Here is a 25,674-nt window from a genome sequence, read left to right on the forward strand (position 1 = left end):
AACGACCATCAATAGACGACGGCGTCCGCTTCGTCCGATTGCGGAAGGACGATTGCCCCGTCGTCCGCCATCGCCTTGGCGACCTGCACGATCTCCGCCTGCGCCTCGTTGACGTCGCGCATGCGCACCGGCCCCATGTTTTCGATCTCGTCCTGGAGGATCATGCGGGCACGCTCGGATAGGACCGACAGGAAATGGTCGCGCTGCAGCGCCTCCGCCCCCTTCAGCGCGATGGCCAGTTGGCCGGTGTCGCAGCGCCGGATCACCGCCTGGAGCGACACGCGGTCGAGCCGCAGCAGATCCTCGAAGGTGAACATGAGCTGGCGGATGCGGTGGGTCGAATCCGGCATCACCGCGTCCAGGTCGGTGAAGATGTCCGCCATGGTGTCGCGGTCGATGCGGTTGAAGATGTCGGCCATCCGCTCGTGCGTGTCGGCGCCGTGGGTGCGGGCGTAATTCGCCATGAACTCGTTGTGCAGGATGGATTCGATGTCCAGCAGCACCTCGCGCTGCACGGATTCGATCTGGATCATCCGCTCGATCACCTCCAGCCGCAGCGCCGGAGCCAGCAGCGGCAGCACCTTGGCGGCGTGGTCGCTGCGCATGCGCGACAGGATGACCGCCGCCGTCTGCGGGTACTCGCCCGCCAGATAGGTGGCGAGCACGGCCTCGTTCACGTTGGACATCTTCTCCCACATGGTGCGGCCGGCCGGGCCGCGGATCTCGCCCATGATCTCCGACACGCGGTCGTCGGGCAGGAAGCGGGAGAGCATGCGCTCCGTGCTGTCGTAGGAGCCGACGACGGAGCCGGTGTTGGCGAAGCGCTCCGTGAAGCTGCGCAGCAGCGCCTCGACGAGGTTGGAGGTGACGTTGCCCAGGCTGGCCATGGCGCGGCTGACCATGCGGATCTCGTCGTCGTCGAGCTTCTCCATCAGGCGGGAGCCGCGCTCCTCGCCCAGCGCCAGGAAGATCACCGCGGTCCTCTCCGACCCGCTCAGGCTCTTGAAATTGTCTCGGATCTTGATCGGCATGCCCATGCTGGCACCTCAGAAGAAGCGGTCGGCGGTCAGGGTGGAGTGGTCGGAGTCGTCATCCCGCTCCAGCGGGCGGTCGCCCTGCAGGCGGTCGTGACGGAAGGCGTTCGCCAGGACGCTGCCGGCGACCAGCACCATGCGGTGCGGCACCAGCGGGTTGGGGTCGAGCGCGTTCAGGAGGGTGACGACGGCCGTCTCGTCGTCCACCGTGACGCCCCGCCGTCGGGCGAAGGCGGTCACGCTGTCGGCCATCCCCGACGCCCCGGTGGGGGGCGCGGCGGGGGGCGCCGACAGGCCGGCGGAGGGAACGGCGGGCAGCAGCCGGGGCTCGGTCATCGCGTCAGGTTCCCCCATAGGAGCGGATCAGGCTGTTGGCGATCAGGAACCAGCCGTCGGTCAGCACGAAGAAGATGATCTTGAAGGGAAGCGCGATCATCACCGGCGGCAGCATCATCATGCCCATCGCCATCAGCACCGCCGCCACCACCATGTCGATCACCAGGAAGGGCAGGAAGATCAGGAAGCCGATCTCGAAGGCGCGGCGCAGCTCCGACAGCAGGAAGGCCGGGACCAGCACGCGCAGGTCGGCGGTGGCCGCCGTCTTCGGCTGCTCCGCCTCCGGCTTGCCGGTGAAGCCGGCGAAGGCCGACAGGTCCTTGTCCCGCACCTGGGAGACCATGAAGTTGCGGAAGGGCTCGACCATCCGCTCCAGCCCCTGCTCCTGGGTCACCTGCTCGTTCAGCATGGGGCGCAGCCCGTCCTGCCACGCCGCGTCGAAGACCGGCCCCATGATGTGGAAGGTCAGGAACATGGCGAGGCTGATCAGCACCATGTTCGGCGGCGACTGCTGAAGCCCGAGCGCCGAGCGCAGCAGCGACAGCACGACGATGATCCGGGTGAAGGAGGTCGCCATGACCAGCAGGCCCGGCGCCACGCTGAGCACCGTCAGCAGGACGATGCCCTGGATCACACGCCCGGACAGCGACCCGCTCTCCCCCGTGGCGCTGCCGAGCGCGCTGCCGATGGAGGACAGGTCCAGCCCGCTGCTCTGCGCCCAGGCCGCCGCGGGAAGCAGAACGGCGAGAACGAGGGCAAGGGCGGGCGGAAGCAGGCGTCGGATCATGGCGGAGCCCCGTGGATGCGGCACAAGGGGGGTCAATCGATCGCCAGATCGGTGCGCACGATCTCGGTCAGCGTCACGCCCAGCCGCTGGTCCTCGACGATCACCACCTCGCCGCGGGCGACCAGACGGTGGTTCACCAGAACCTCCACCGGCTCGTCCACCTTGCGCTCCAGCTCCACCACGGCGCCGCGGCCGAGCTTCAGGAGCTGCGCCACCAGCATACTGGTGCGGCCGAGCACGACCTGGACGTCCACCGGGACGTTGTAGATGGCGTTCATCGAGCCGCCGGCGATCGCCGCGGCGGGGATGCCGGCGGCGTCCTTCTCGGCTGGCTTGGCGTCGTCTTCCAGAACGTCGAGGTTCAGTGGGGCCATGATGCGGTGCTTTCCGTGTCGATGAAGAGGTCATGTTCGGTGGACAGGGCGGCCAGCGCGCGGTCGCACAGGCCGTCGACGGCGCGCTCCACCGCGGCGGGGTCGTAGCGCAGTCCCCCGGCTTCCCAAGCGGCGTCGAGCCCGCCGGGCGGCAGGGACGGGTCGGCGACGACCTCCAGCGCGCCCTTGAAGCCAAGGGACTCCGGGTCGGCCAGCCGGGCGCGGACGGGCTCCGCCAGATCGGGATGGACACGCAGCCGCAGCCGCGGCGACCCGCCGGCCAGCCGCAGGGCATCCGTGGCGAGCCGTTCGGTCTCCGCCGCCCCGATCCGCTCCAGCAGCGCCGGGGCGAGACGGCGGACGAGCGCCAGCATCACCGCCGACCCCTGCGCCTCGACCCCGCGCAGGGCGTCGGCGAAGCGACCGTCCAGGGCGGCAAGCTGCTCGTCGAGGTGGGAAAGCGCCTGCGCCAGCGCGGCGTCGGTGCGGGCCACGGCCTCCGCCGCGCCCTCGCGCCGACCCTGCTCCACCCCCTCGGCGAAGGCGCGGACTTCGGCGCCGTAGACGGCGGCCTGGAGATGGCGTTCGGAATGGACGATCGCGTCGAGCGGATCGACGGGGTCCGGCTCGGGAGGGGCGCCGAACTCCGCGGCCGCCTGCGCTGCAGCCTGGGCCGTGCTGTCGAAGCGCTGGTCGAAGCGGTAGCGCGGGTAGCCCATCAGACCGCCTCCTCGTAGAGCCAGGAGCGCAGGATGTCGATCGCCTCATCCGGGTACTGGTCGACGATGTCGCCCAGCCGGCGGATGGAGGAGGCGCGCACCCGGCCCTCCACCGTGCGCAGCTCGATGAGCTGGTCCATCGTCTCCTCGATGCCCGGCAGGGCCGCGGTTGCCGGATCGCCCGCGTCGGTGAGCTGCGCCGCCTGCATGGCGGGATCGCCGCCCATGGCCGGACCGGTGAGCTGCGGCATCGCCGCTCCCGCGGCCAGCGCCGGGGCGGCGGCTTCGGCCGCCACGGGCTCCGGCGCCGGGAAGACACGGCGGATCAGCGGGCGCAGCCCCAGCACGATCAGCAGCCCGCAGAGCACCAGCAGGATCACCCACTGGATCAGCGTCATCACGTTGCGGCTGAGCGTGTCGACGATCTCCGCCATCGGCTCGCGGGCGCCCAGTTCGGGGGCGAGGTTGACGAACTCCAGGTTGTCGACGGTGACCCGGTCGCCGCGCGCCTCGCTGAAGCCCATGGCGGAGCGCACCAGCTCGGTGATGCGCTGCAGTTCCTCGGGCGAGCGGGCCTCGTAGCTGCGGGTGCCGTCCTGCGCGGTCGCCCAGGTGCCGTTGACCAGCACGGCGACGCTGACCCGGCGGATGTCGCCCGGCTCGATCACCGTTTCGCGGGCGATATTGGAAATCTCGTAATTGACCGTCTCCTCCTGGCGCTTGGAGTCGGAGGAGGAGCGGTTGTTCTGGGCCTGAGCGCGGACTTCGCGCTGCGGCAGGTTCTGCTCGGCGGTGACCGGCGGCTCGCCCGTGCTGTCCAGGCTGCGGTCCTGCTCCTGCACCGTCTGGGTGGAGCGGACCACTTGGCTGTTCGGGTCGAAGCTCTGGCTGCGCACGACCTCCCGCTTGGTTTCGACGTCGACAGCAACCTGAACGCGAACATTCCCCTGCCCCAGCCGCGCCACCAGCATCTGTTCGATGGCGCGGGAGATACGCGTCTCGTGCCCGGCGCGCAGCCCGTCCACCTTCGCCGAGGAGCGGGCGTCGCCGTCCTCCTCGGTCAGCAGCACCTCGCCGGAGGCGTCGAGCACGGTGACGGCGCTCGGCTTCAGGTTGGGCACGGCGGCGGAGACGAGGTGGCGGATCGACAGCGCCTGCCGCCGCTCCAGCGGCGCCCGGCCTCGCATGCGCACCACGATGGAGGCGGTCGGGGTCGGGGCGGCGCGCGAGAACTCCTCGCGATCGGGCAGCACGATGTGGACACGCGCCGCCTCGATGCCCGACAGCGTCTCGATGGTGCGGGCCAGCTCGCCTTCCATGGCGCGCAGCCGGTTCATCCGCTGCATGAAGCTGGTGATGCCCAGCGGCTTGTCGGTGTCGAACAGCTCGTAGCCGATGCCGCCGCGCGACGGCAGGCCCTTCTCAGCCAGCAGCATGCGCAGCCGCGGCACCTCGGCCTCCGGCACCTGGACGGCGGTGCCGTCGAAGGCGGCCGACACCGGCACGCCCATGGCCTCCACCGCCTTGACGATGCGCCCGGCCTCCGCCGGTTCCAGCCCGGTGTAGAGCGGCGTCATGTGCGGCCGCGACAGCAGCACCGCCATGGTGGCGACCGCCAGGACGATGCCGACACCCGTGCCGGCCAGCACCAGAAGGCGCGTGCGCCCAAGCGTCCGCAGATTGTCGATCAGTCCCGTCACGACACCCGCACCTTTAAAGTTTCCGAAAAGCGGGGACCGTAATGTTCACCCCGTGAGCCTTCACAACCTACCGGGATGACTTTTAAGCGGAGTAAAAGCCGCGAAGATCGACCGGAAGGAAGTCGCTAAAACTTGATCGTTTAAAACAGTATCTCAAATTTTCGGTATTTTGGAGGCGCCGGCCGCGATGAATACAGATGCTGGAAAGGCAAGGACGGGAACGCCGGGCCGGCAGCGGATGTACGTCATCGTGCTGCCGCTGGCCCGGCTGGCCCTGGGCGCGGCCGCCCTGTGCGGCGTCGCCGCGGCCGGATTCGGCGGCTACTGGATGGCCGTCGGGCCGGACGGGGTGGCGCGGCTGTTCGAGGGCACGCCCATCGCCGAGCCGGCCCAGGCGACGCTCGACATGCCGGAGCTGCTGGTGAACTTGCGCCCCGACACGCCGTCGCGCTTCATGAAGATCGGGGTGACGCTGGCCTTGGCGCCCAAGGACCGCGGCCGGGTGGAGCAGGCGATGCCCCACCTCGTCAACGCCCAGCAGGAGTTCCTGCGCAACATCGACCAGCACGACCTGCGCGGTTCCGCCGGTCTGCTGCGGCTGCGCGAGGAATTGCGCCGCCGCTTCAACCTGATCCTCGGCCCGGACACGGTGTCCGACGTCCTGCTGCGCAGCCTTCTCACCCAATAGCCGACCCAGAGGAACGGATGAGCACTCCCATCGACACGGACGACGGCGGCGGCGACCATGACGGCGGCACCGGAGACGATCTCGACTGGGGCCTGGACGCCGGCTCCGGTGAGTCCGAGGCCGCCGCCCTGATGGCCGACACCAAGGAGCTGAGCCAGGAGGAGATCGACCGCCTGCTGAACTTCGCCGTTGGGCCGCAGACGGAATCCGCCGGGCAGACCCGCGCCATCGAGCGGCTGATCAGCACGACGACGGTCAACAAGGACCGCCTGCCGATGCTGGACGTGGTCTTCGACCGCATGGTCCGGCTGCTGAACACGTCGCTGCGCCAGTTCTCCTCGACCAGCGTGGAGGCCAGCCTGCTGCGCATCGACTGGCTGCGCTACAACGAGTTCCTCGACACCATCGAGCTTCCGGCCCTGGTCGGCGTCGCGCGGGCGGAGCAGTGGGACAACCACATCGTCGTGTCGGTCGACAGCGCGCTGATCTACTGCATGATGGACGTGCTGCTGGGCGGACGGCGCAGCCGCGCCCGGCGCATCGACGGGCGCACCTACACCTCCATCGAGCGCAAGATCACCGAGCGGCTCATCCGGGTCATCCTCCAGGATCTCAGCCAGTCCTTCGACCCGATCACGCCCATCGACTTCACCTTCGACCGGCTGGAGACGAACCCGCAATTCGCCACCATCACCCGCGCCACCAACGCGGTGATCCGCGTGCGCATCGCCGTGGAGGTGGAGCGCCGCGTCGGCCACGCCGAGGTGGTCATCCCCTACGCCACGCTGGAGCCGGTGCGCGGCAAGCTGGTGCAGACCTTCATGGGCGAAAAGTTCGGCCACGACACGGTGTGGGAAAACCATCTGAAGGCCGAACTGATGCGCGCCAAGCTGGACCTCGTTGCGGTGCTGCAGCAGACGCAGGTCTCGCTGGGCGAGGTGCTGAACTGGGAAAAGGGCACCTCGCTGAAGCTGCGCATCGACCCCGACGCGCCGGTGGTGCTGCAAAGCAAGACCACCCCCCTCTTCGCCGGCCACATGGGCCAGCGCAACGGCAACATCTCCGTCAAGATCGACACCGACCTGGAGACCAAGCAGGAGCTGATCGATGGTCTCATTCCTCATTGACGCCGTTCTGGCGGTCATGCTCGTCACCGCCACGGTGTTCCTGGTGATCGTCAACAAGCGGCTGAAGGTGATGCGCTCCAGCCAGGCCGAGATCGGCGCGCTGATCGGCACCTTCTCCAAGACCATCGACGAGACGGAGGCCTCGGTGCAGCGGCTGGTCGCCGCTGCGACCGAGGCCTCGGCCAAGCTGTCCGACGGGCTCGACCGCGCCAAGGGCGTGACCGAGGAGGCGGCGCTGGTTCTCGGCTCCTGCGAGCGGGCGTCCAAGCGCATCGAGGCGTCCGTGCAGGAGGCCCGCGCCCTGGTCCGCCGGCTGGAGGACGGCCCGGCGCCGCGCCCGCGGCCTCGCCCGGTCCCGCCGCCCGCCACTGTCCCCGCCTCCGTCATGGAACCGGTGCCGGCCCCCGCGAACGCCGCTTCCGCACTGGATAGCGACGCGGTGGAGGACGAGGACGGTTTCCGCCCGATGCGCGTCGCCGCGCTGGCCGGGGCCGCCGCACGCCCGGCGGAGGAACCGTCGCCCGTCCCGGAGGCCGCCATCGAGACCGCCGAAGCCACCGTGGACACCGGCGGCGCGCGGCAGCAGGCCGCCAACGCCTTCTACGCCCGGCTGCGGGCCATCGGACCGGAGCGCTGAGCCATGCTGCGCGTACTTCCCATCACGCTGGTGGCGATCCTGATGGTGCTGCCGCTCAAGCTCGGCTCGCTGATGGAAGGGCTCCCGGTGGTCGCCCAGCAGTTCGACCGCGAGTTCGGCAAGCATGAGCGCCCCTGGGCCAAGGACCTGAAGGGCGGAGCGGAGTCCTCCTCCGGGGAAACCTCGGCCGCACCGACGCCCGCACCGGCAGGCCCGGCAATGGCGGCGCTGCCGATGACCCCGGCCGCCCCGCCCGTGGACGCCGCCCTGCCCGCGGCGAGTTGCACCGACCCGGCTCTGCGCGCCGCCATAGCGGAGCAGAAGGCCGACGTGAGCGCCCGCACCCGCCATCTCGGCGAGGCGGAAGCGGTGCTGGCCGCCGCCGAGACCCGCGCCACCGCCCAGATCCAGAAGCTGAGCGCCATCAAGCGCGACGTGGAGGCGCTGATGCAGCAGCGCTCCAACCTCCAGCAGGAGGATCTGAAGCGCATGGTGACGATCTACGAGACGATGAAGCCGCGCGACGCCGCGCGCATCTTCAACGACCTGGAAACCGACATCATCATCGACGTGCTGGACCGCATGGCCGAGCGCCGCTCCGCCCCGATCATCGCGGAGTTGGAGGACGGCAAGGCGCGCGAGGTCACCCGCCTCGTCCTGCAACGCCGCGCCCTGCCCGGCGACCGCCCGCCGCCGCCCGCCCCGCTGCCCGTCCGCCTGATGCAGACGCCGACGAACTGAACCCGGCCCCGGCTGCCAGACACGCGGTTCTCTCACCAAGAGACATCATGCCCAGCCTTCCCGACGTCATTGCCGCCCCGCCGCCCCGCCCCGCCCGCTCCGCGGAGGCGACGGCAGCGCCGTCCTCCGGCGCGCCGGGCGAGCGCGAGGCGTCCGGCACGCCCTTCGCCGACCTGCTGGACGACGCGGCGGAACGCGGCGGCGCCGAGGCGGACGTGGACCAAGCGGACTCCTCCGCCCAGACCGGTGGCGCCCAGACCGGTGGCGCGCCGGCCGGCGCCGACGCCGCCCTGGCGGCGCTCCTGCCGCTGCTGTCCCCACCGCCGCCCGCTACGGCGCCCGGCATCGCGGCGGCCGGCGACTTGCCGGAGTTCGTGCCTTCGACCGGCGGCCTGCCGGTGGTGCCACCCGTCACGGCTCCCCCGGCGGAAACCGCCGCGACGCCCCAGCCGCCGGCTCCGGCCCAACCCGCTCCGCCGCCGCCAGCCGCGTCGCTGTCCGTAGCGCCCACCACCGCGGCAACCCCGGACGCCAAACCGGACGGGACGCCACCGCAGGCCGCGACCGACTCCGCGGCACCCGCCACCCCGTCCGTTGCCCTGCCGGCTTCCGGCGCCAAACTGGACTCGGCCCCGCTGTTCCAAGCCAAGGACCCCGCGACGCCTACCAAGGGCGACGCGACGCAGGCTCCCTCCCCCCAGCTTCAGCAGGCGGCCCAGGCGGGCGGCAACGCCGCGTCCAACGGCGGCACCGGCCAGAATTCAGGGCAAGGACAGGGGCAAGGCCGCGGCAATCTGACCGGACCGGAAGCCTTGTCGGCGCTGTCCTCCCCGGCGGACCCCGTCGGCACGGCACCATTTCCCTCCACCCTCGCCCCGCCGGCGGCCCACGCGGCGGCCCATTACGCGGCGCATCCCGGCGAGAACGCAGCGGCGCGGCTGCCCGCCGCCCAGGTGGCCGGCCAGTTGGTGCGCGTCGTCGAGGCGGGCGGCGGCGAATTCCACATCGACCTGAAGCCGGAGGAGCTTGGCCCCGTCCGCGTCGTCGCCGAGCTGAGCGGCGCCCGCGTCGCCCTGCATGTCCAGGCCGAAAGCCCGGAGACGCTGGCCCTGCTGCGCCGGGACATCCATCACCTGGAGCGCGCCCTGTCCGACGCCGGGTTCGAGCTGGACGGCGGCACCCTGAACTTCTCGCTGCGGGGCGACGGCGAGCCGCGCGGCTTCGCCTTCTCCGGCCAGGGCGACGGGGCGGGAGGGCGCCAGGATGGCCCCGGACGGGCGATCCGCCTCGCCGATTCCTCCGGTGCCCTGCCGCCCGAACGCGCCGCCCGCCCCATCGACGGCCTCGTCGACATCTCCGTCTAGCCGCAAGGACCCGCCATGACCACGACCGCGGCCACCAACACGGCCACCACACCCCCCTCCGCCGCCGCGAAAAAGCAGACGGTGGATTACGAGGCGTTCCTGAAGCTGCTGACCGCGCAGCTGCGCAACCAGGACCCGCTGTCACCCATGGACGCCACCCAGTTCATGACTCAGCTCGCCCAACTCTCCACCGTGGAGCAGGGCGTGCGGACGAACGAGACGCTGGGGCAGGTTCTGGACACGCTGAAGAACAGCGGCATGCGGCTGGATATGGCCTATCTGGGCCGCAAGGTGGAAGCCGCATCGGACCGCATCAGCCTGTCGGAGGGCAAGGCGGAAATGGCCTACGCCATCGACGGGGCCGCCGCATCGGTGAAGATCGAGGTGGTGAACGACGCCGGGCAGGTGATCTACAGCGCCCCGGGCAGCCCGAAGACGGGCCGTCAGACCTTCACCTGGGACGGCAAGCGCAGCGACGGCGCCACCGCCGCGGACGGCACCTACCTCGTGCGCGTGACGGCGAAGGACAAGACCGGCGCGTCGCTGACCACCGCAACCGTGACGACCGACACGGTGAAGGAGGTGCGCAGCGTCAACGGCGAGACGCAGTTCGTTCTGAAGGGCGGCGCCACGGTGAAAGGCACGGACATCCTGTCCGCATCCTGATGGCCGCAACGCTGGAAGCGACGCGCGGGCCGGCAGGGGAGGACTGTTTCCCCGCCGGCCCGCGGCCTTTTTACGAGAACCAGGAGTCGGTGACGCCGGTCAGGCCGACCACGGTGATGGTGCTCTTGTCGGACAGGGTGAAGACGGTGTTCTTGCCGACGGTCTGGGCGCTCGCCTTGATGTCCGCGATGCTGATGCCGGCGATCGCGAAGCCCAGGATGTCCTCGTCCGGGTTGAACTCGAACACATAGTCGTTCCCGCCGCCGAGCGTGAAGGCGAAGATGTCCTTCCCCGCACCGCCGATCAGCCAGTCGTCACCGCCGAAGCCCCAGAGCACGTCGTCACCGGCTCCGCCGAACAGCGTGTCGTTGCCATCCTCGCCGACCAGGGCGTCGTTGCCGTCGCCACCGTCGATCAGGTCGTTGCCCGCACCGCCGCCGATCAGGTCGTTGCCCATGCCGCCGAGGATGGAGTCGTTGCCGTCCCCGCCCACGATGGTGTCGTTGCCCGCGTCGCCGGTCAGCAGGTCGTCGCCGTTCATGCCAAACACAACGTCGTTGCCCTCGCCGCCGATGGCGGTGTCGTTGCCATCCTCGCCCATCAGCCAGTCGTTGCCGGCGTCGCCGCTGAGCAGGTCGTTGCCGTTGCCGCCGCCGACCACGTCGTCGTCGTCGCCGCCCAGAAGCGTGTCGTCGTCGTCGCCACCGTGGAGGGTGTCGTTGCCCGCGTCGCCGGCCAGCAGGTCGCGCCCGGTGGTGCTGGCCACCACGTCGTTGCCGCCGCCGCCGCGGGTGGTGTCGTCGCCCGGACCGAGGTTGATCACCTGGGCGCTGTCGTCACCGATGGTCAGGCTGTTGCCCTCCCCGCCGGTGAAGGTGCCCTGGCCGACCAGCACCGCGAAGTCCACTTGGTTGAGGACGACCGAACCGCCGGGGTTGCTGCCCATGTTGATGATGAGTGCTTCACGCGGCGCACCGGCGGTGGCGGTGCCGGTGATGGTGACCGGTCCCGGGCCCGTCGGGGTCAGCGTGCGCAAGATCACCTGCTCGGACGTTCCGGCCACAAAGCCGGCCAGTTCTGTCCGGATCGCGGCGCTTCGGCTTTCCGGCAGCACCATGGCGAGCATACCGGCGAAAACTCCGGCCGTCTGGCTACTCTCCACGGTGGACTGCGGGCCATAGGCATTCACGCTGCTGCCGTCCACGACCTGGGCCTGCAACAGCGGGCCACTTCCCGCTCCCTGCATGAGCGTGAAGGTCGCCCTTCCGAACTCACCCGCCAGCATTGAGTACGGCTGGGTCTGGACAAACGCGACGCCCAGGCCGGAGGGAGGGGCGCTCGGTGTCGTTTCGACCCAAAGGAGTCCCACCGTTTCCCTGCCGATCGGCTGGGTGCCGGTTGGGTTGCCGTTGCTGCCACCCGTCGCCACATCGTCGTTGCGGATGGTGCCAGTCGCCGAGGCCGTCCCGATCGTGCCGCCGCTGGCGTTTGACAGCGTAACCGTGAAGGTCTCGTCGGACTCCACATCCCGGTCGCCCTGGACGTTGACGGTGATCCGGGCGGTCTGCTCGCCCGCCGCGAAGGTGACCGTGCCGTACGGCAGGGTGGAACCGGCGAAATCACTAGCGGACGTCGGGGCGCCGCCGCTGCCCGCCACCACGTAATACGCGGTGGTCAAACCGGAGGTATCGCCCGTGCGGGTGACCAGGAAGATCAACGCAGTCGTTCCGTCGTTGCCTTCCAAGGCGCTGCCGTTCTCCGCCGCGATGGACAGCGACGGCGGCGGCGGTGCCGTGTTCTTGATGACCCCCGTCGCCACCGCGGTGCCGAGGGTGGCGCCGTTCGGGTTGGAGAGCGTGACCGTGAAGGTCTCGTCCCCCTCGTTCAACGCATCCGTCGCGATGGCGATCTCGACGGTCTTCGTCGTCTCGCCGGCCGCGAGGCTAACGGTGCCGGTCGGGAAGGCGTTGCCCAGGAAATCCGCCGCGGACGCCGCGTTCGGCCCGCTGCCGGCCACCGTGTAGGTGACGCTGACCGGGTCGAGGGCGTTGTCGCTGCGGGTGATGGTGAAGGTCGCCTTGGCGTTCGCCCCTTCCTGCACGATGGCCGAGGCCGCCGCGATGTCCAGGCGGGGAGTGAGCGCGCCGTCGTCGTTCTCGATCGTCACGGTCGCCCGCGGCGCCGCGATCACCGCCTGGGTGGCGGCTCCGGCCTGTTGCGACAGGGTGACGGCGAAGGTCTCATCGGTCTCCGCCACCGCGTCGCCGGCCACCGCGACGGTGATCGTCGCGGAGGTCTGCCCGGCGGCCAGGGTCACCGTCCCGCTGGGGAGCTGACCACCGAAGTCCGCGGCGTCCGCCGCCCAGGTGCCGAAGCCCGTCACGGCGAAGTCGAGCACCAGATCGGCGCTGGGGTCGCCCGTGCGGTAGACGTCGAAGACGACGTTCGTGCTGCCGCTGTTGCGCTCCGTCACCGTGGCGGTGCGGGCCGCGATGGTGATGACCGGGGCGGCGGGCGGCGCGTTCGACGTGTTAGACTGCTGCGTCGGAGCGTTGGTCTGCGTGGCCCCCTTCAGGAAGCTGGCGTCGCCGGTCAGCGCCACGTCGAGCAGGGCCGCCTGCCGCAACGCCGGATCGGTGATGCCGGCGGCGTCCAGCAGGGCCTCCGCCCGCTGGCGCAGCGCCTCGGGCAGGGCGTCCACCGACAGCACCTGCCGCGGGAAGCTGCGGTCGGTGTAGGTCGCCGTCGTCTCGCCCTGGCCATAGTCGAAGAGCGAGGTTTGCTGCGTCACCCGCCAGCCGTCGGCGTAGCTGCCGTACAGCACCGCATAGTCGATGGGCTGCGACAGCACCGTTCCGTCGGCCAGCGCCAGATCGTTGGAGGCGTCGCCGTCGAGGTTGCCCATCAGGCCCTCGATCGACCCCGCCGCACGGCTCGGCGACAGGTAGAGCTGAAGGTCGACGCGGTCGGCCTCGACCGTGACGATGAGCTGCTCCTGGTTCGAATAGACGATGGTGTAGACGTTGCCGGAGCGGAAGATGTGCCCGTCGCCGACGGCGAGCGACCCGGTGGCGTCCGGAATGTCGGTCGCCACCCCGTCGATGCGCAGCGGGTGGGCGGAGTCCTTCGCATTGATGGACACCCGCGCCGCGCCGATCTTCGTCGCCACCGCCGTGTTGATCGACACCGCGTCGCCCAGCGCCGCGGTGCGGAGCTGCACGATCCGCTCGTCACCCGACTTCGCGTTGACGTAGGTGAACTCGCCGACCGCCTGGAAGCTGTAATAGAAGCCGTCGAAGGTCACCAGATGCGGGTCTCCCCAGTTGGCGCCCGGACGGAAGCCCGGCGGCAGCGGCGGCGCCTGGTTGTCGTCGTTGAGGACGGTGCCGGTCGCCTGGCGGTTGCCCAGCTTGATGTTGGAGCCGTCCGCCGGGTTGGCCAGCGTCACCGCGAAGGTCTCGTTCGCCTCCGCCACGGTGTCGCCCAGCACATCCACCGAGATGGTCTTGCTGGTCTCGCCCGCCGCGAAGGTGACCGTGCCGTCATAGGGCAGGAAGCCGCCCGCCAGATCGCCGGCGCCCACCGGGTTGCTGCCTGTGCCGGCCACCGTGTAGCCGACCGACACCGCGCTGGTCGTGTCGCCGGAGCGGGTGACCGTGAAGGTGAAGCGGGTGGTTCCGCTGTTGCCCTCCGCCTTCGACAGCTGGCCCGGCTCGATGGCGACGACCGCCGGCAGGACGTTCGACGCCGTGCCGCCGGTCATCTCGAAGCGCCACAGGCCGTTCACGCCCGTGTTGCCCGCCGTGGTGTCGAGGGCGAGCATTCCTGCCTCGCTGCCCGACTGAGGCAGGATGAACAGGCCCGCCGTGTCGCCGTTGCCGGCGGTGTAGCCGGCCCGCGCGACCGTGTTTCCAGCGGTCTGCGCCCAGTTGACGGACTCGTAGCGGAACTCTGCGTCGAAGTCCCCGGCTTTGCGCCCGGTGGCGTCGGCGGCGTTGGTCAGGACGAGCTGGAAGGCGTTGCGCCCCCCGTCCGTGCCGCCGTTGGCCGCCACGTCGTCCCAGGTGATGACGATGGTCCCGGTGACCGGGTCGAGGTCGTAATAGACCCGGTTGGTGCCCTGGGAAGTGCCCCCCGGAGTCGCCGCGCCGGTGCCGCCTCGCGTGTCCACGTCGGACAGGAAGGGCGCGATCATCGCCGGGGCCGTCGCCGACAGCGCGCCGGCCGACGGACCGGCGGCCAGCGGCGCGTCGAAGGAGATGCTGCCGTTCGTGTTGATGTAGAAGCCGGTGTAGACCTTGCCGAAGACGTTGATGCCGTCGGCAAAGACCGACCGGATGTCGATGAAGGCGCTCGACCCGTCGTTGCTGCGGTCCAGCTCGTTCTCGCCGAAGCCGGCGGTGCCGCCCAGGCCGCCGATCAGCCGCGCCCCGATGGCGGAGGCCGGCGTCAGGTCGACCGTTTGGTCGGTGAAGCGCAATTCCTCCACCGCGGTGATGCGGGCGACGCCGTCCGCCTTGGTGCCGCGGGCGTGGGTGACGGTGATCGTGCCGCCGTTGTTGACGATGTCATAGTTCGCCTTCGCGTCGGTAAAGACCACCGCGTCGAGTCCGGCGCCGCCGTTGATGTCGTCGGTGCCGCCGCTGGCCTGGAACAGGTCGTTGCCGTCACCGCCGTTCAGCGTGTCGTCGCCGGCCCCGCCGTTCAGCGTGTCGTCGCCGGCGTCGCCGGACAGCAGGTCGTTGCCCTGACCGCCGTCCAGGCTGTCGTTGCCCAGACCGCCGGACAGGCTGTCGTTGCCGCCGTTGCCGGACAGCCGGTCATCACCGGCCTGACCCATCAGCCGGTCCGGCGTGTCGCCGCCGCTCAGCGTGTCGGCGTCGGCGGTGCCGGTCAGGTCGAGGCCGTTGGACCGCACGAGGACGCCGGCGCTGCCCTCGGCCTCCTGCAGTTCGTGGAAACCGGCCAGCGTCAGGGTAGCGTCGGCCACGCCGTCGCCGTTCGCGTCGAACAGCAGCTGGGTGGTGGCGCCGCCGGAGGTGACGAAGCGGAAACCGACCTGGGCACCGCCCGGCTGGGCCACGGTGCCGGTGAAGGGTCCGCTGCCGACGAAGGTGAAGGGAATACCGGACAGGTCGATGCGGTCGCCCGCCGCGAAGTCGGTGATGCGGTCGCCGTTCGCCTCCGCCACGCTGGCGTAGCGGAAGGTGTCGTTGCCCTCGCCGCCGCTCAGCACGTCCTCGCCGGCCCCGCCGGCCAGCGTGTCGTCACCGGCACCGCCATAGAGGAAGTCGGCGCCGCCGAGGCCGTCGAGGCGGTCGTCGCCGGCCCCGCCGGTCAGCGTGTCGGACGCCGCGCCGCCGGTCAGCGTGTCCGCGCCGTCGCCGCCGGTGGAGGAGATGGCGGTCACGCGGACCAGGACGCCGCTGTTCGACGGATCGGCGGCCAGCGCGTGGGTGCCGGCCAGATGGATGACGCGGTCCGCCACCCCGTCGCCGTCGATGTCGAACTGGAGATCGGTGGTCGCGAAGGCGCCCGTGCCGGAGTTGACGTAGTTCACCGCCACGCCGGAACCGAAGCGCTGGGAGAGCGGTGTGGTGCCGAGGAAGCTGGCCGACAGGCCGGAAATGTCGATGCGGTCGCCGGTGGCGAAGTCGGTGATCAGATCGCCGTTGATGTCGGTGGCGCGGGCGAAGACGAAGGTGTCGTTGCCGGCGCCGCCGGTCAGCTCGTCACGGCCTTCCGACCCAACCAGCGTGTCGTCGCCGTCGCCGCCGGACAGCGTGTCGCCGCCAGCACCGCCGGTCAGGCTGTCGCTGCCGGCACCGCCGGTCAACGTGTCGCTGCCCTCGCCACCATCCAGCGTGTCGTTGCCGTCGCCACCGTCCAGCCGGTCGTCGCCGCCAAGCCCTTCCAGCCGGTCGTCGCCGCCCAGGCCGGACAGGCTGTCGGCGCCGTCGCCACCGGTCAGCGTCTCGGCGGCGGCCGTGCCCGTCAGGGTCCTGTTGGAGACGCGGACCAGGACGCCCGTGCCGTCCTCCCGCAGGGCATGGGCGCCGGCCAGTTCGATCACGGAGTCCGCGATGCCGTCGCCGTCGCCGTCGATCTCCACGCGGGTGCGCTGCTGGCCTTCTGCACCGGTCACCGCGACGCGGATCTGGGCCGGGCCGAGATTGACGGACGAGCCGGTGAAGGCGTTGCCGCCGATGAAGGTGGCGTTGAGCGCCGACAGGTCGAGACGGTCGCCGTCCGCGAAGTCGGTGATGCGGTCACCCGCGGCGTCGCCCACGGTCAGCACGCGGAAGGTGTCGTTGCCGGCACCGCCGGTCAGCGTGTCGGCCCCGTCGCCGCCCAGCAGCGTGTCGTCGCCGTCGCCGCCGTCGAGCCGGTCGCGACCTTCCTCGCCATTTAGGCTGTCATTGCCGGCCCCGCCGGTCAGCGTGTCGTCACCACGCCCGCCAATCAGCGTGTCAGCGGCGGCCGTGCCCTCCAAGCGCTGGCTGGCGGCGCGCACCAGGACGCCCGGCGCCTCCGGGTCGCCCTGGAACACATGTTCTCCGGCGATCTCGATGATGCGGTCGGTCACACCGTCCGCGTTCAAGTCGATTTCCAGCAGCGTGTTCCGGAAACCCGGCTCGCCCACCGCGGAGAAGGTGATCGCAAAACCGTTCGGGTTGATGAGCGCCGACAGGTCGATGCGGTCGCCGTCAGAGAAGTCGGTGATCCGGTCGCCCGCAATGTCGTCCGCGGTGAAAACGAAGGTGTCGTTGCCGGCACCGCCCGTCAGACGATCGGTGCCCGCACCGCCGACCAGCGTGTCGTCGCCGTCGCCGCCGGACAGCGTGTCGTTGCCGACACCGCCGGTCAGGCTGTCGTTGCCGCCGCCGCCGGACAGGCTGTCGCGCCCGGCGCCGCCCTCCAGCGTCTCACCCGCGTCCGTGCCCGTCAGGACGAGATCGTCCACGCGGATCAGGATGGCGGCGTTGTCGGGCCTCGCCATCAGCGTGTGGGTGCCGGAGAGGATGATCATCCGCTCGCCGATGCCGTCGCCGTTCATGTCGAAGACCAGCCGGGTTTCGGCCAGCGGGCCGCTGCCGACGATGACGGCGTTCACCTGGGCCGGGCCGGGCTGTGCGACGCTGCCGGTGAAGGCGGCGGTGCCGATGAAGGTGACGTTCATGTCACGCAGGTCGATGCGGTCGTTGGGACCGAAATCGGTGATGCGGTCGCCGTCGATGTGGCCGGCCCGGTTGAAGCGGAAGCTGTCCCGCCCGGCCCCGCCGGTCATCAGGTCGCCGCCCGGCCCGCCGTTCAGCGTGTCGTCGCCGTCGCCACCCTCCAGCGTGTCGATGCCGTCGCCGCCGATGAGGGTATCGTTGCCGGCCCCGCCGATGATCAGGTCGTTGCCGTAATCGCCGCTCAGCGTGTCGTTGCCGTCCCCGCCGATCAGCGTGTCCGGACCGGAGGCGCCGGTCAGGCTGTCGTCGTCGGGCGTGCCGGTCAGGGCCTTGCCGTATTCCGTGATGAGAACGCCTGGCGTTCCCGCCAGCTCGACCAGAGGCACCACGCCGTTGAGCCACATGCCCACATCGGCGATGCCGTCGCCGTTGGAGTCGAGGACGACCGTCGTGGTGTCCGCGCTGTAATAGACGCGCAGTTCGGCGCCGCCCGGATTGGACACGCTGCCGGTGAACGCGCCCTCGCCGAGGAAGCGTGCGTTCAGCGCCGACAGGTCGAGTTGGTCGCCGGGGCCGAAGTCGAGGATGCGGTCGTAATTCATTTCCGACGCGGAACCGACGACGAAGCGGTCGTTGCCCGTGCCGCCTTCCAGCGTGTCGGCCCCATCGCCGCCGATCAGCGCGTCGTCGCCGGTGCCGCCCTGGAGCAGGTCGTTGCTGCCCAGGCCCACCAGCGTGTCGTTGCCGGCCCCCCCCGACAGCGTGTCGCGGCTGGGACCGCCCGTCAGGCTGTCGTTGCCGTCGGTGCCGGTCAGCGCCTGGGTCGGAATGCGGACGAGCACGCCCGGCGCGTTTGGATCGACCTTGAGATCATGCTCGCCGACGATCGTGAAGTAGGTGTTGATCCACCCGAAGCCGCTGTAGGACACCTCGACACGGGTCACGCCGCCGGAGATGACCGAGCGCACCTGGACCGGGCCGCCGCCGTTGGGATACGGGGTGAACTCCGCGGAACCGATGTAAAGTGGGTTCAGCGCCGAAAGGTCAATGCGGTCGCCATCCGTGAAATCGGCGATACGGTCGCCGTAGAGGTCGTTGCCGTTGGTGAAGCGGAAGGTGTCGTTGCCCTCGCCGCCGAAAAGCTGGTCGGACCCGGCCCCGCCGTCCAGCGTGTCGTCGCCCGCACCGCCGCGCAGCAGGTCCGCCCCCGCCCCGCCGAGGAGCAGGTCGTTTCCGGTCCCGCCGTCCAGGCTGTCGGCGCCGCCAAGGCCGTCCAGCGTGTCGTCGCCGGCCCCGCCGGACAGCGTGTCGCTGCCCGCCCCGCCTTCCAGCGTGTCGTTGCCGCCGGTCCCGGTCCGGATTGTCTCCGGCGCCCGGATCAGCACGCCCGGCGTGCCCGGATCGACGATCAGGGCGTGCGCGCCCGACAGGACAATACGGCCGTCGGTGATGCCGTCACCGGTCAGGTCGAAGTCGAGCTGCGTGTCGTCGCCCGACATGGTCAGGCGGACCTGCGGCGCTCCCTTCTGCTGGAAATTGCCGGTGAAAAGCTGTTCGCCGATGTAGGTGACGTTCAAGGCGGACAGGTCGATGCGGTCGCCGGCGGAGAAGTCCGTGATGCGGTCGCCGGCAAGCTGGCTGGCCTCGGTGAAGCGGAAGGTGTCGTTGCCCTCGCCGCCGATCAGCAGATCGGCACCGTCGCCGCCGACCAGCGTGTCGTCGCCGGCCCCGCCGTCCAGCACATCGCCGCTGCCCAGCCCGTTCAGCAGGTCGTTGCCGCCGCCGCCCCATAGGCTGTCGTAGCCCGGACCGCCGGTCAGCACGTCCGCCCCCTCGGTCCCGACGAGGGAACGGTCGGCGACCCGCACCAGCACGCCCGGCGCGTTCGCAAGCTCCTCCAGCGCGTGGGCGCCGGTCAGGGTGATCGAGTGGTCGGCGACGCCGTCGCCGTTGCTGTCGAACTCCAGCACCGTGCTGCCGACGTCGGTCCGATAGCGCACCTGCGCCGGGCCATAGTTGGGATAGCCGCCGGTGAAGGCCCGGTCGCCGATGAACCGGACGCCCATCTCGGACAGGTCGATCTGGTCGCCCGGACCGAAGTCGGTGATGACGTCGTTGCCGACGTCACCGATTCCGTCGAACCGGAAGACGTCGTTGCCCGCCCCGCCGGTCAGGATGTCGCGCCCGGTGCCGCCGTCCAGCGTGTCGTCGCCGTCGCCGCCGTTCAGGCTGTCAGCGCCGCCCATGCCGCGCAGCAGATCGTTGCCTGCCCCGCCGCTGATGGTGTCGAGCCCGGCGCCGCCGTTCACCTCGTCGTCGCCCGCCGTGCCGCTGAGCGTCCGGTCGGGCACGCGCACCAGGATGCCCGGCGCATTCGCCAGTTCCTCCAGGGCATGGATGCCGGTCAGGGTGACGGTGCGGTCGGACAGGCCGTCGCCGTTGCTGTCGATCTCCAGCACTGTGCTGCCGTTGAGATCGGTGCGCAGGCGGACCGCCGCAGTGCCGTTCCCCGGAATGCCGTCCTCGCCGACGAAAACGGCGTTCAGCGCCGTCAGGTCGATGCGGTCGCCCTGGGCGAAGTCGGTGATCGTGGTGTTGGACGCCACCGTGCTGACGACGCCGGTGCCCACCGGTATGGCGACGATGCGGAAGGTGTCGTTGCCGGCGCCGCCGGACAGCGTGTCGAAGCCGTTTCCATCTTCCAGCAGATCGTCGCCCGCCCCGCCGGACAGGCTGTCGTTGCCGGCGAGACCGCGCAGCGTGTCGTTGCCGGCGCCGCCGGACAGCGTGTCGCGGCCCGCACCGCCGTCCAGCGCATCGTCACCCGCCGTGCCGGTCAGGGTCCGGTCGGGCACACGCACCAGGATGTTCGGCGAATCCGCCAACTGCTCCAGGGCCACCCCGGTGGACAGGTTGATGTAGCGGTCGGCGTAGCCGTCACCGTTGGAGTCGATTTCCAGCGTGGTGGATATGTTGTCCTGGCGCAGGCGCACCTGGGCCGGACCCCGGTTCGATCCAACTCCGGTGAAGGCCCCCGTACCGATGTAGATGGCGTTCAGCCCGGTCAGGTCGATGCGGTCGCCCACCGCGAAGTCGGTGATGATGTCGGAGCTGAAGGTGGTGTAGCTGTTGGGCCCCTGCTCCGACACGAAACGGAAGGTGTCGTTGCCCGCCCCGCCGGTCAACGTGTCGCTGCCCGAGCCGCCGTCCAGAGTGTCGTCGCCGTCGCCGCCGGACAGGCTGTCGTTGCCGGCCAAGCCGAGCAGCAGGTCGTTGCCGGCACCGCCGGCGATGGTGTCGCGCCCGGCGCCGCCGCTCAGCGTGTCGGCGTTCGCCGTTCCGGTCAGGGAACGGTCGGGCGCCCGCTCAAGGACGCCGGGCGAACCATCCACCGCCTGCAATCCGTGCAGGCCGTTCAGCGTGATGGTGCGGTCGTAGAACCCGTCACCGTTGCTGTCGATTTCCAGGACGGTGACGCTAAAGTCCTGACGGAACCGCACCTGCGCCGGGCCCTTGTTGCCGTTGGTGCCGGTGAAGGCGGCGTCGCCGATGAAGTTCGCACCCAGACCGGTCAGGTCGATGCGGTCACCGCTCGCGAAGTCGGTGATGATGTCGCCCGCGGCGTCGGTCAGGCTGGAGAAGCGGAAGACGTCGTTGCCGGCCCCGCCGGTCAGGCTGTCGCCGCCGGCCCCGCCGTCCAGCGTGTCGTCGCCGAACCCGCCGGACAGGCTGTCGTTGCCGGCCATGCCGAGCAGAAGGTCGTCGCCGTTGCCGCCGTTGATGGTGTCGCGTCCGATGCCGCCGGTCAGCGTCTCGCTGGCATCCGTTCCTTCCAGAACCTGCTGGGGAACATGCTCAAAGACGCCCGGCGACCCGGCCACCGGCTGCAACGCCGGCCCTCCGGACAAGGACAGGATACGATCGGACTGGCCGTCGCCGTTGGTGTCGATCTCCAGAAGCGTCGCGCTGCCTTCGTAGCGGACGCGGATCTGCGCCGGCCCGTTGCTTCCATAGCTGCCGGTAAAGGCGGATTCGCCAATGAAAGCGGCGGTCAATCCGGTGATTTCCAACCGGTCGCCGGGAACGAAGTCGGTGATGATGTCGCCGTCGATGTCGGTGATGGCGAAACGGAAGGTGTCGTTGCCCAGGCCACCGGTCAACACATCGGCCCCGGCGCCGCCTTCCAGCGTGTCGTCGCCCTCACCGCCCACCAGACTGTCGTTGCCGGACAAGCCGCGCAGCAGATCGTTGCCGGCCCCGCCGCTGATGGTGTCGCGCCCGGCCCCACCGCTCAGTGTCTCCCCGGCATCCGTTCCGGTGAACGTCTGGTCCGCCGCCCGCTCGAACACGCCGGGCAAGCCATCCACCTGCTGGAGGGGAGGGGCGCCGTTCAGGAAAATGATGCGGTCGGTGGAGCCGTTGCCATCTTCGTCGATCTCCAGCGCCGTCTGGCTGCTGTACATGCGGACACGGATCTGCGCCGGTCCTTTGTTCTGCGGGGTGCCGGTGAAGGCCGCATCCCCGATGAAGGTGGCTCCCAGCGCCGTCAGGTCGAGTCGGTCGCCAACCGCGAAATCTTCGATGACGTCACCGTTGGCGTCACCCAGGCTGGTGAAGACGAAGGTGTCGTTGCCAAGCCCGCCCTTCAGGGTGTCGGTCCCGGCGCCGCCCTCCAGCGTGTCGTCGCCGTCGCCGCCCGTCAGGCTATCGTTGCCGCCAAGGCCGCGCAGCCGGTCGTTGCCGGCCCCGCCGTCGATGGTGTCGCGCCCGGCGTCGCCGGTCAGCGTCTCGCCCGCCGCCGTGCCGAGGAGCGCCTGGCCCGGCACCTGCTCGAACAGGCCGGGCGAATTGGCCACCTCCCGCAACGCCGGCCCGCCGTTCAGCGTGATTCTGCGGTCGATGTTGCCATCACCGTCGCTGTCGATGAGCAGGACCGTGCTGTAGGGATCGGTGCTCAGGCGGATCTGCGCCGGCCCCTTGTTCGGGTAGGTGCCGGTGAAGGCGGCTTCGCCGATGAAGGTGGCACCGAGCGCTCTCAGGTCGAGGCGGTCGCCCTGCGCAAAGTCGGTGATGTTGACGTAGCCGTAATCGGACGTTCCGGAGAAGAGGAAGGTGTCGTTGCCCAGGCCGCCGGTCAGCGTGTCGGACCCGCTCCCGCCGTCCAGCGTGTCATCGCCCGCTCCGCCATTCAGGACGTCGTTGCCGCCCAGACCGCGCAGCCGGTCGTTGCCGGCCCCGCCGTTGATGGTATCGGCGCCGCCGTCGCCTTCCAGCACGTCGTCCATGTCCGTGCCGGTGATGAGCATGTCCGGCACCCGCTCCAACAGACCTGGGGTGGACGCCACTTCCCGCAGCAGGGGCGAGCCATCGATGGTGATGGTCCGGTCGGCATAACCGTCGCCGTTGCTGTCCACCTCTAGAGCGTTGCCGGAGGTTGTGTTCAGGCGGACCTGCGCCGGCCCTTTGTTCGCGGAGGTTCCGGTGAAGGGACCGGTGCCGATGAAGGCGGCGCCCAGGGGCCGCAGATCGATGCGGTCGTCGTGCGTGAGGTCGGTGATACGGGTGTACTGATAGCTTCCGCCGATGGGGACTGGAGTGATGAGGAAGATGTCGTTACCCGCCCCGCCGGTCAGCGTATCGCTGCCGGAGCCACCGTCCAGCGTGTCCTCGCCCAGACCGCCCATCAGGCTGTCGTTGCCGTCATTGCCACGCAGCAGGTCGTTGCCGGCCCCACCGTCGATGGTGTCGCGTCCGGTGCCACCCTCCAGCGTCTCGCCCGCCGCGGTTCCGGTGAGCGACTGGTCCGGGACCCGCTCGAACAGGCCGGGGGAACCGGCCACCGCCTGCAAGCCGGGCGAACCGGCGATGTAGATGGAGTAATCGTTGAAGCCGTCACCGTTGCTGTCGATCTCCAGCGTGGTGTTGGCCATGTCGGTGCGCACGCGCACCTGCGCCGGACCATGGGCGGCGTTCGTCCCGGTGAAGGCCCCCTCGCCGATGAAGGTGGCGTTCCAGGCCGACAGATCGATGCGTTCCCCCGGCGCGAGGTCGGTGATCCGCACCTCGTTGTAGCCCATGGTGGCGGGCTTGGAGATCACGAAGGTGTCGTTTCCCAGGCCACCCGTCAGCGTGTCGTTTCCGGTGCCGCCGTCCAGCGTGTCGTCGCCGTCACCGCCGCTCAGGCTGTCCTTGCCGGCGAAACCGCGCAGCAGGTCGTTGCCGTCGCCACCGCTGATGGTGTCCGGACCGCCAGCGCCTTCCAACGTGTCCGCCGCGGCGGTGCCCGTGAGCGACTGGCCGGGCGTGGCCTCCAGCACGCCGGGCAAGCCATCGACCTGCCGAAGGACGACGGAGCCGGTGACGTAGATGGAACGATTGGGAAGGCCGTCGCCGTCGCTGTCGATCTCCAAAACCGGACCGGTGAAGTCGGCGCGCGTGCGAATCTGCGCCGGCCCCTTGTTCTGCGGGGAGCCGGTGAAGAACCCATCGCCGATGAAGGTCGCGTTCAACGCTGACAGGTCGATGCGGTCGCCTGGGGCGAAATCGGTGATCCAGTCGTTGCTGATGTCGCTCAAGCTGGAGAAGCGGAAGGTATCGTTGCCCGCACCGCCGGTCAGGACGTCGTAGCCGCCGTAACCGTCCAGCGTGTCGTCGCCGTTACCGCCCGTCAGCGTGTCGCTTCCCGAAGTGCCAGTCAGCTCGGACATCGAATACCCCGTTCGAAAGAAATTTCTTCTACTTTCCTCCTACCTTTGTGCGAATGTCATATCAACTTCTAGTTCATTCAGTGATTTGCAAATCATCTCAAAATTAAAAAAGTGTAATTATATTCACTTTTTAAACATCATCTATGCCAAAACGCGAGCGAAAAAGAAACACGACATGCACCACCCAAAACCAGGGACTACATTTAATCCCAGTAAAACATCTTGCGCGACAACATGCCGCATGCGAATGCCCGCAAAAACAAGACCTTAGAGATAGTGGCGCAATGCCATGAGGAAGGTTCCTCCACACGGGCCATGGGCCTTCTTCTTATAGGAAATCATCACGACAGATAAACAACTTAGAGAGCACATAAGAATGTTGGATTGCATCTTGGATCGAAAATGGCGTTGCCGGATATGTTATCAGAATAGATAATCTCCGAAACAACTGCGGCCTCCCCGCCGCGAGACGGGGAGGCCGGAGCCAAAAATCAACCTTTGGTGGTTTACTTCGCCGACACTGTTCCGGTCCAGCCGGGCTCGACACCCTTCATGTCGGGAAGCCGGTGGGCAATGCCCTTGTGGCAGTCGATGCAGGTCCGCTCGCCGGTGAACAGGTAGGTCTCGTGCATCTTGGCCGCCCGCGGGTTCTGGCGGGTGATGTCCATGGACTCCGCGCTGTGGCAGTTGCGGCATTCCAAAGAGTTGTTGGATTTCAGCCGGTCCCATTCGTGGGTGGCCAACTCCAGCCGCTTGTCCAGGAACTTCTCGCGGGTGTCGATGGTGCCGAAGATCTTGCCCCAGACCTCCTTCGATGCCTGCATCTTGCGCCCGATCTTGTGCGTCCAGTCGTGCGGGACGTGGCAGTCCGGGCAGGTGGCGCGCACGCCGGAGCGGTTGGTGAAGTGGATGGTCTGCTTCAGCTCCTCGTAGGGGTTGTTCTTCATCTCGTGGCAGGAGATGCAGAAGGCCTCCTTGTTGGTGACCTCCAGGGCGGTGTTGAAGCCGCCCCAGAACATCACGCCGGCCAGGAAGCCGCCCAGCGTCAGGAAGCCCAGGCTGAAATGCACGCTGGGCCGCGAGAAGACGCGCCAGAAGCGTCCGGCGAAGCTCAGAAGGCCCTTCATTTGGCGCCTTCCTTTCCGCCCGCCAGGATGCTGTCGATGTCGCGGAAGCGGTTGCCGGTGATCGGCTGGGCGTCGGTCTGCGGCACATGGCACTGGGTGCAGAAGTAGCGCCGCGGGCTGACCGCGCCCAGCGTCTGGCCGTCGCGGTCCTGGAAGTGGGTGACCGAGATCATCGGGGCCTGCGAGCCCTCGGTGTTCTTGCGGTCATGGCAGGTCATGCATTTGTTGATGTTCAGGTCGATCTGGTAGTCGCGGATCGCGTGCGGGATCAGCGGCGGCTGGTCGGCGTAGTTCCGCGCCCGCTTGTGATCGTCGGTGATCTCCTTCGCCATCGGGTCGGCGGGGATCTCCTGGGTGATCGGGTGCGGGCCGGAGGGAACCTTCGCGGGGGCGGCCCCGTCCGCGGCGAACACGCCGGACACCAGGAGCGGCATGGCCGCGGCCAGCGCGAGGGCGGCAAAGATGATGCGGGTCTTCATGGACGGGCTC

The 25,674-nt window shown here is 69.4% G+C and carries 15 protein-coding genes; 6 read left to right on the top strand and 9 right to left on the bottom strand.

What is annotated here, in order from left to right; translation table 11 throughout:
• Positions 1-8 precede the first annotated feature (8 nt).
• The 6 genes from Sp245p_RS31965 to fliF are packed head-to-tail and all read right to left on the bottom strand — an operon-like array spanning position 9 to position 4,950.
• Entirely contained in the window at positions 9-1,037 is a 1,029-nt protein-coding gene (locus Sp245p_RS31965; RefSeq protein ID WP_014200129.1) for a flagellar motor switch protein FliG, read from the bottom strand.
• A gap of 9 nt (positions 1,038-1,046) precedes the next feature.
• Positions 1,047-1,370: a hypothetical protein gene (locus Sp245p_RS31970; protein WP_052584575.1), complete on the bottom strand. Its 324-nt coding sequence runs from the start codon at positions 1,368-1,370 to the stop codon at positions 1,047-1,049.
• A 4-nt stretch (positions 1,371-1,374) separates the two neighbouring features.
• The gene (gene fliP / locus Sp245p_RS31975; RefSeq protein WP_014200131.1) at positions 1,375-2,157 is read right to left on the bottom strand and encodes a flagellar type III secretion system pore protein FliP; all 783 of its coding nucleotides are present in this window, start codon (positions 2,155-2,157) and stop codon (positions 1,375-1,377) included.
• 32 nt (positions 2,158-2,189) lie between these two features.
• Positions 2,190-2,531 carry a flagellar motor switch protein FliN gene (gene fliN / locus Sp245p_RS31980; protein WP_014200132.1) on the bottom strand — a complete coding sequence of 114 codons (342 nt, stop codon included), beginning with the start codon at positions 2,529-2,531 and terminating at the stop codon, positions 2,190-2,192.
• The gene (locus Sp245p_RS31985; RefSeq protein ID WP_014200133.1) at positions 2,519-3,250 is read right to left on the bottom strand and encodes a FliH/SctL family protein; all 732 of its coding nucleotides are present in this window, start codon (positions 3,248-3,250) and stop codon (positions 2,519-2,521) included. The genes fliN and Sp245p_RS31985 overlap by 13 nt, the downstream gene beginning before the upstream one ends.
• On the bottom strand, positions 3,250-4,950 hold the full coding sequence (gene fliF, locus Sp245p_RS31990; protein ID WP_109139274.1) for a flagellar basal-body MS-ring/collar protein FliF: 1,701 nt from the start codon (positions 4,948-4,950) through the stop codon (positions 3,250-3,252). Before fliF ends, Sp245p_RS31985 begins: the two co-directional genes overlap by 1 nt.
• 187 nt (positions 4,951-5,137) lie before the next feature.
• Here fliF and Sp245p_RS31995 point away from each other — a divergent pair, with 187 nt between their 5' ends.
• Genes Sp245p_RS31995 through Sp245p_RS32020 form a run of 6 tightly spaced genes read left to right on the top strand, consistent with a single transcriptional unit; the run spans position 5,138 to position 10,173 of the window.
• Positions 5,138-5,638 (top strand): flagellar basal body-associated FliL family protein, encoded by a 501-nt coding sequence (locus Sp245p_RS31995; RefSeq protein ID WP_109139275.1) that lies wholly within the window; start codon positions 5,138-5,140, stop codon positions 5,636-5,638.
• Positions 5,639-5,655: 17 nt separating this feature from the next.
• Positions 5,656-6,765, top strand: coding sequence for a flagellar motor switch protein FliM (fliM, locus tag Sp245p_RS32000; RefSeq protein WP_014200134.1), 1,110 nt, complete (start codon positions 5,656-5,658; stop codon positions 6,763-6,765).
• Positions 6,746-7,402, top strand: coding sequence for a DUF6468 domain-containing protein (locus tag Sp245p_RS32005; RefSeq protein WP_014200135.1), 657 nt, complete (start codon positions 6,746-6,748; stop codon positions 7,400-7,402). The genes fliM and Sp245p_RS32005 overlap by 20 nt, the downstream gene beginning before the upstream one ends.
• A 3-nt stretch (positions 7,403-7,405) precedes the next feature.
• Positions 7,406-8,143 carry a MotE family protein gene (locus tag Sp245p_RS32010; RefSeq protein WP_109139276.1) on the top strand — a complete coding sequence of 246 codons (738 nt, stop codon included), beginning with the start codon at positions 7,406-7,408 and terminating at the stop codon, positions 8,141-8,143.
• 47 nt (positions 8,144-8,190) lie between these two features.
• Positions 8,191-9,507: a flagellar hook-length control protein FliK gene (locus Sp245p_RS32015; RefSeq protein WP_014200136.1), complete on the top strand. Its 1,317-nt coding sequence runs from the start codon at positions 8,191-8,193 to the stop codon at positions 9,505-9,507.
• Positions 9,508-9,522: 15 nt separating this feature from the next.
• Complete coding sequence (locus tag Sp245p_RS32020; protein ID WP_014200137.1) at positions 9,523-10,173, top strand: flagellar hook assembly protein FlgD; 651 nt, start codon at positions 9,523-9,525, stop codon at positions 10,171-10,173.
• A 70-nt stretch (positions 10,174-10,243) separates the two neighbouring features.
• Here the strand turns inward: Sp245p_RS32020 and Sp245p_RS36130 are convergent, their stop codons facing one another.
• The 3 genes from Sp245p_RS36130 to Sp245p_RS32120 form a co-directional block, all read right to left on the bottom strand.
• Positions 10,244-24,058 carry a Calx-beta domain-containing protein gene (locus tag Sp245p_RS36130; RefSeq protein WP_281291766.1) on the bottom strand — a complete coding sequence of 4,605 codons (13,815 nt, stop codon included), beginning with the start codon at positions 24,056-24,058 and terminating at the stop codon, positions 10,244-10,246.
• 506 nt (positions 24,059-24,564) lie between these two features.
• Positions 24,565-25,185 carry a NapC/NirT family cytochrome c gene (locus Sp245p_RS32115; protein WP_014200142.1) on the bottom strand — a complete coding sequence of 207 codons (621 nt, stop codon included), beginning with the start codon at positions 25,183-25,185 and terminating at the stop codon, positions 24,565-24,567.
• Complete coding sequence (locus tag Sp245p_RS32120) at positions 25,182-25,664, bottom strand: nitrate reductase cytochrome c-type subunit (protein ID WP_014200143.1); 483 nt, start codon at positions 25,662-25,664, stop codon at positions 25,182-25,184. Before Sp245p_RS32120 ends, Sp245p_RS32115 begins: the two co-directional genes overlap by 4 nt.
• Positions 25,665-25,674: the final 10 nt, after the last annotated feature.

The organism is Azospirillum baldaniorum (assembly GCF_003119195.2).
GTDB lineage: Bacteria > Pseudomonadota > Alphaproteobacteria > Azospirillales > Azospirillaceae > Azospirillum > Azospirillum baldaniorum.

Coding starts and splice junctions, on each gene's coding strand:
- Sp245p_RS32120 (WP_014200143.1), bottom strand. CDS start 25,664: ATGAAGACCCGCATCATCTTTGCCGCCCTCGCGCTGGCCGCGGCCATG.
- Sp245p_RS31985 (WP_014200133.1), bottom strand. CDS start 3,250: ATGGGCTACCCGCGCTACCGCTTCGACCAGCGCTTCGACAGCACGGCC.
- Sp245p_RS32010 (WP_109139276.1), top strand. CDS start 7,406: ATGCTGCGCGTACTTCCCATCACGCTGGTGGCGATCCTGATGGTGCTG.
- fliM (WP_014200134.1), top strand. CDS start 5,656: ATGAGCACTCCCATCGACACGGACGACGGCGGCGGCGACCATGACGGC.
- Sp245p_RS31970 (WP_052584575.1), bottom strand. CDS start 1,370: ATGACCGAGCCCCGGCTGCTGCCCGCCGTTCCCTCCGCCGGCCTGTCG.
- Sp245p_RS32115 (WP_014200142.1), bottom strand. CDS start 25,185: ATGAAGGGCCTTCTGAGCTTCGCCGGACGCTTCTGGCGCGTCTTCTCG.
- fliP (WP_014200131.1), bottom strand. CDS start 2,157: ATGATCCGACGCCTGCTTCCGCCCGCCCTTGCCCTCGTTCTCGCCGTT.
- Sp245p_RS36130 (WP_281291766.1), bottom strand. CDS start 24,058: ATGTCCGAGCTGACTGGCACTTCGGGAAGCGACACGCTGACGGGCGGT.
- Sp245p_RS32020 (WP_014200137.1), top strand. CDS start 9,523: ATGACCACGACCGCGGCCACCAACACGGCCACCACACCCCCCTCCGCC.
- Sp245p_RS31965 (WP_014200129.1), bottom strand. CDS start 1,037: ATGGGCATGCCGATCAAGATCCGAGACAATTTCAAGAGCCTGAGCGGG.
- Sp245p_RS31995 (WP_109139275.1), top strand. CDS start 5,138: ATGAATACAGATGCTGGAAAGGCAAGGACGGGAACGCCGGGCCGGCAG.
- fliN (WP_014200132.1), bottom strand. CDS start 2,531: ATGGCCCCACTGAACCTCGACGTTCTGGAAGACGACGCCAAGCCAGCC.
- Sp245p_RS32015 (WP_014200136.1), top strand. CDS start 8,191: ATGCCCAGCCTTCCCGACGTCATTGCCGCCCCGCCGCCCCGCCCCGCC.
- Sp245p_RS32005 (WP_014200135.1), top strand. CDS start 6,746: ATGGTCTCATTCCTCATTGACGCCGTTCTGGCGGTCATGCTCGTCACC.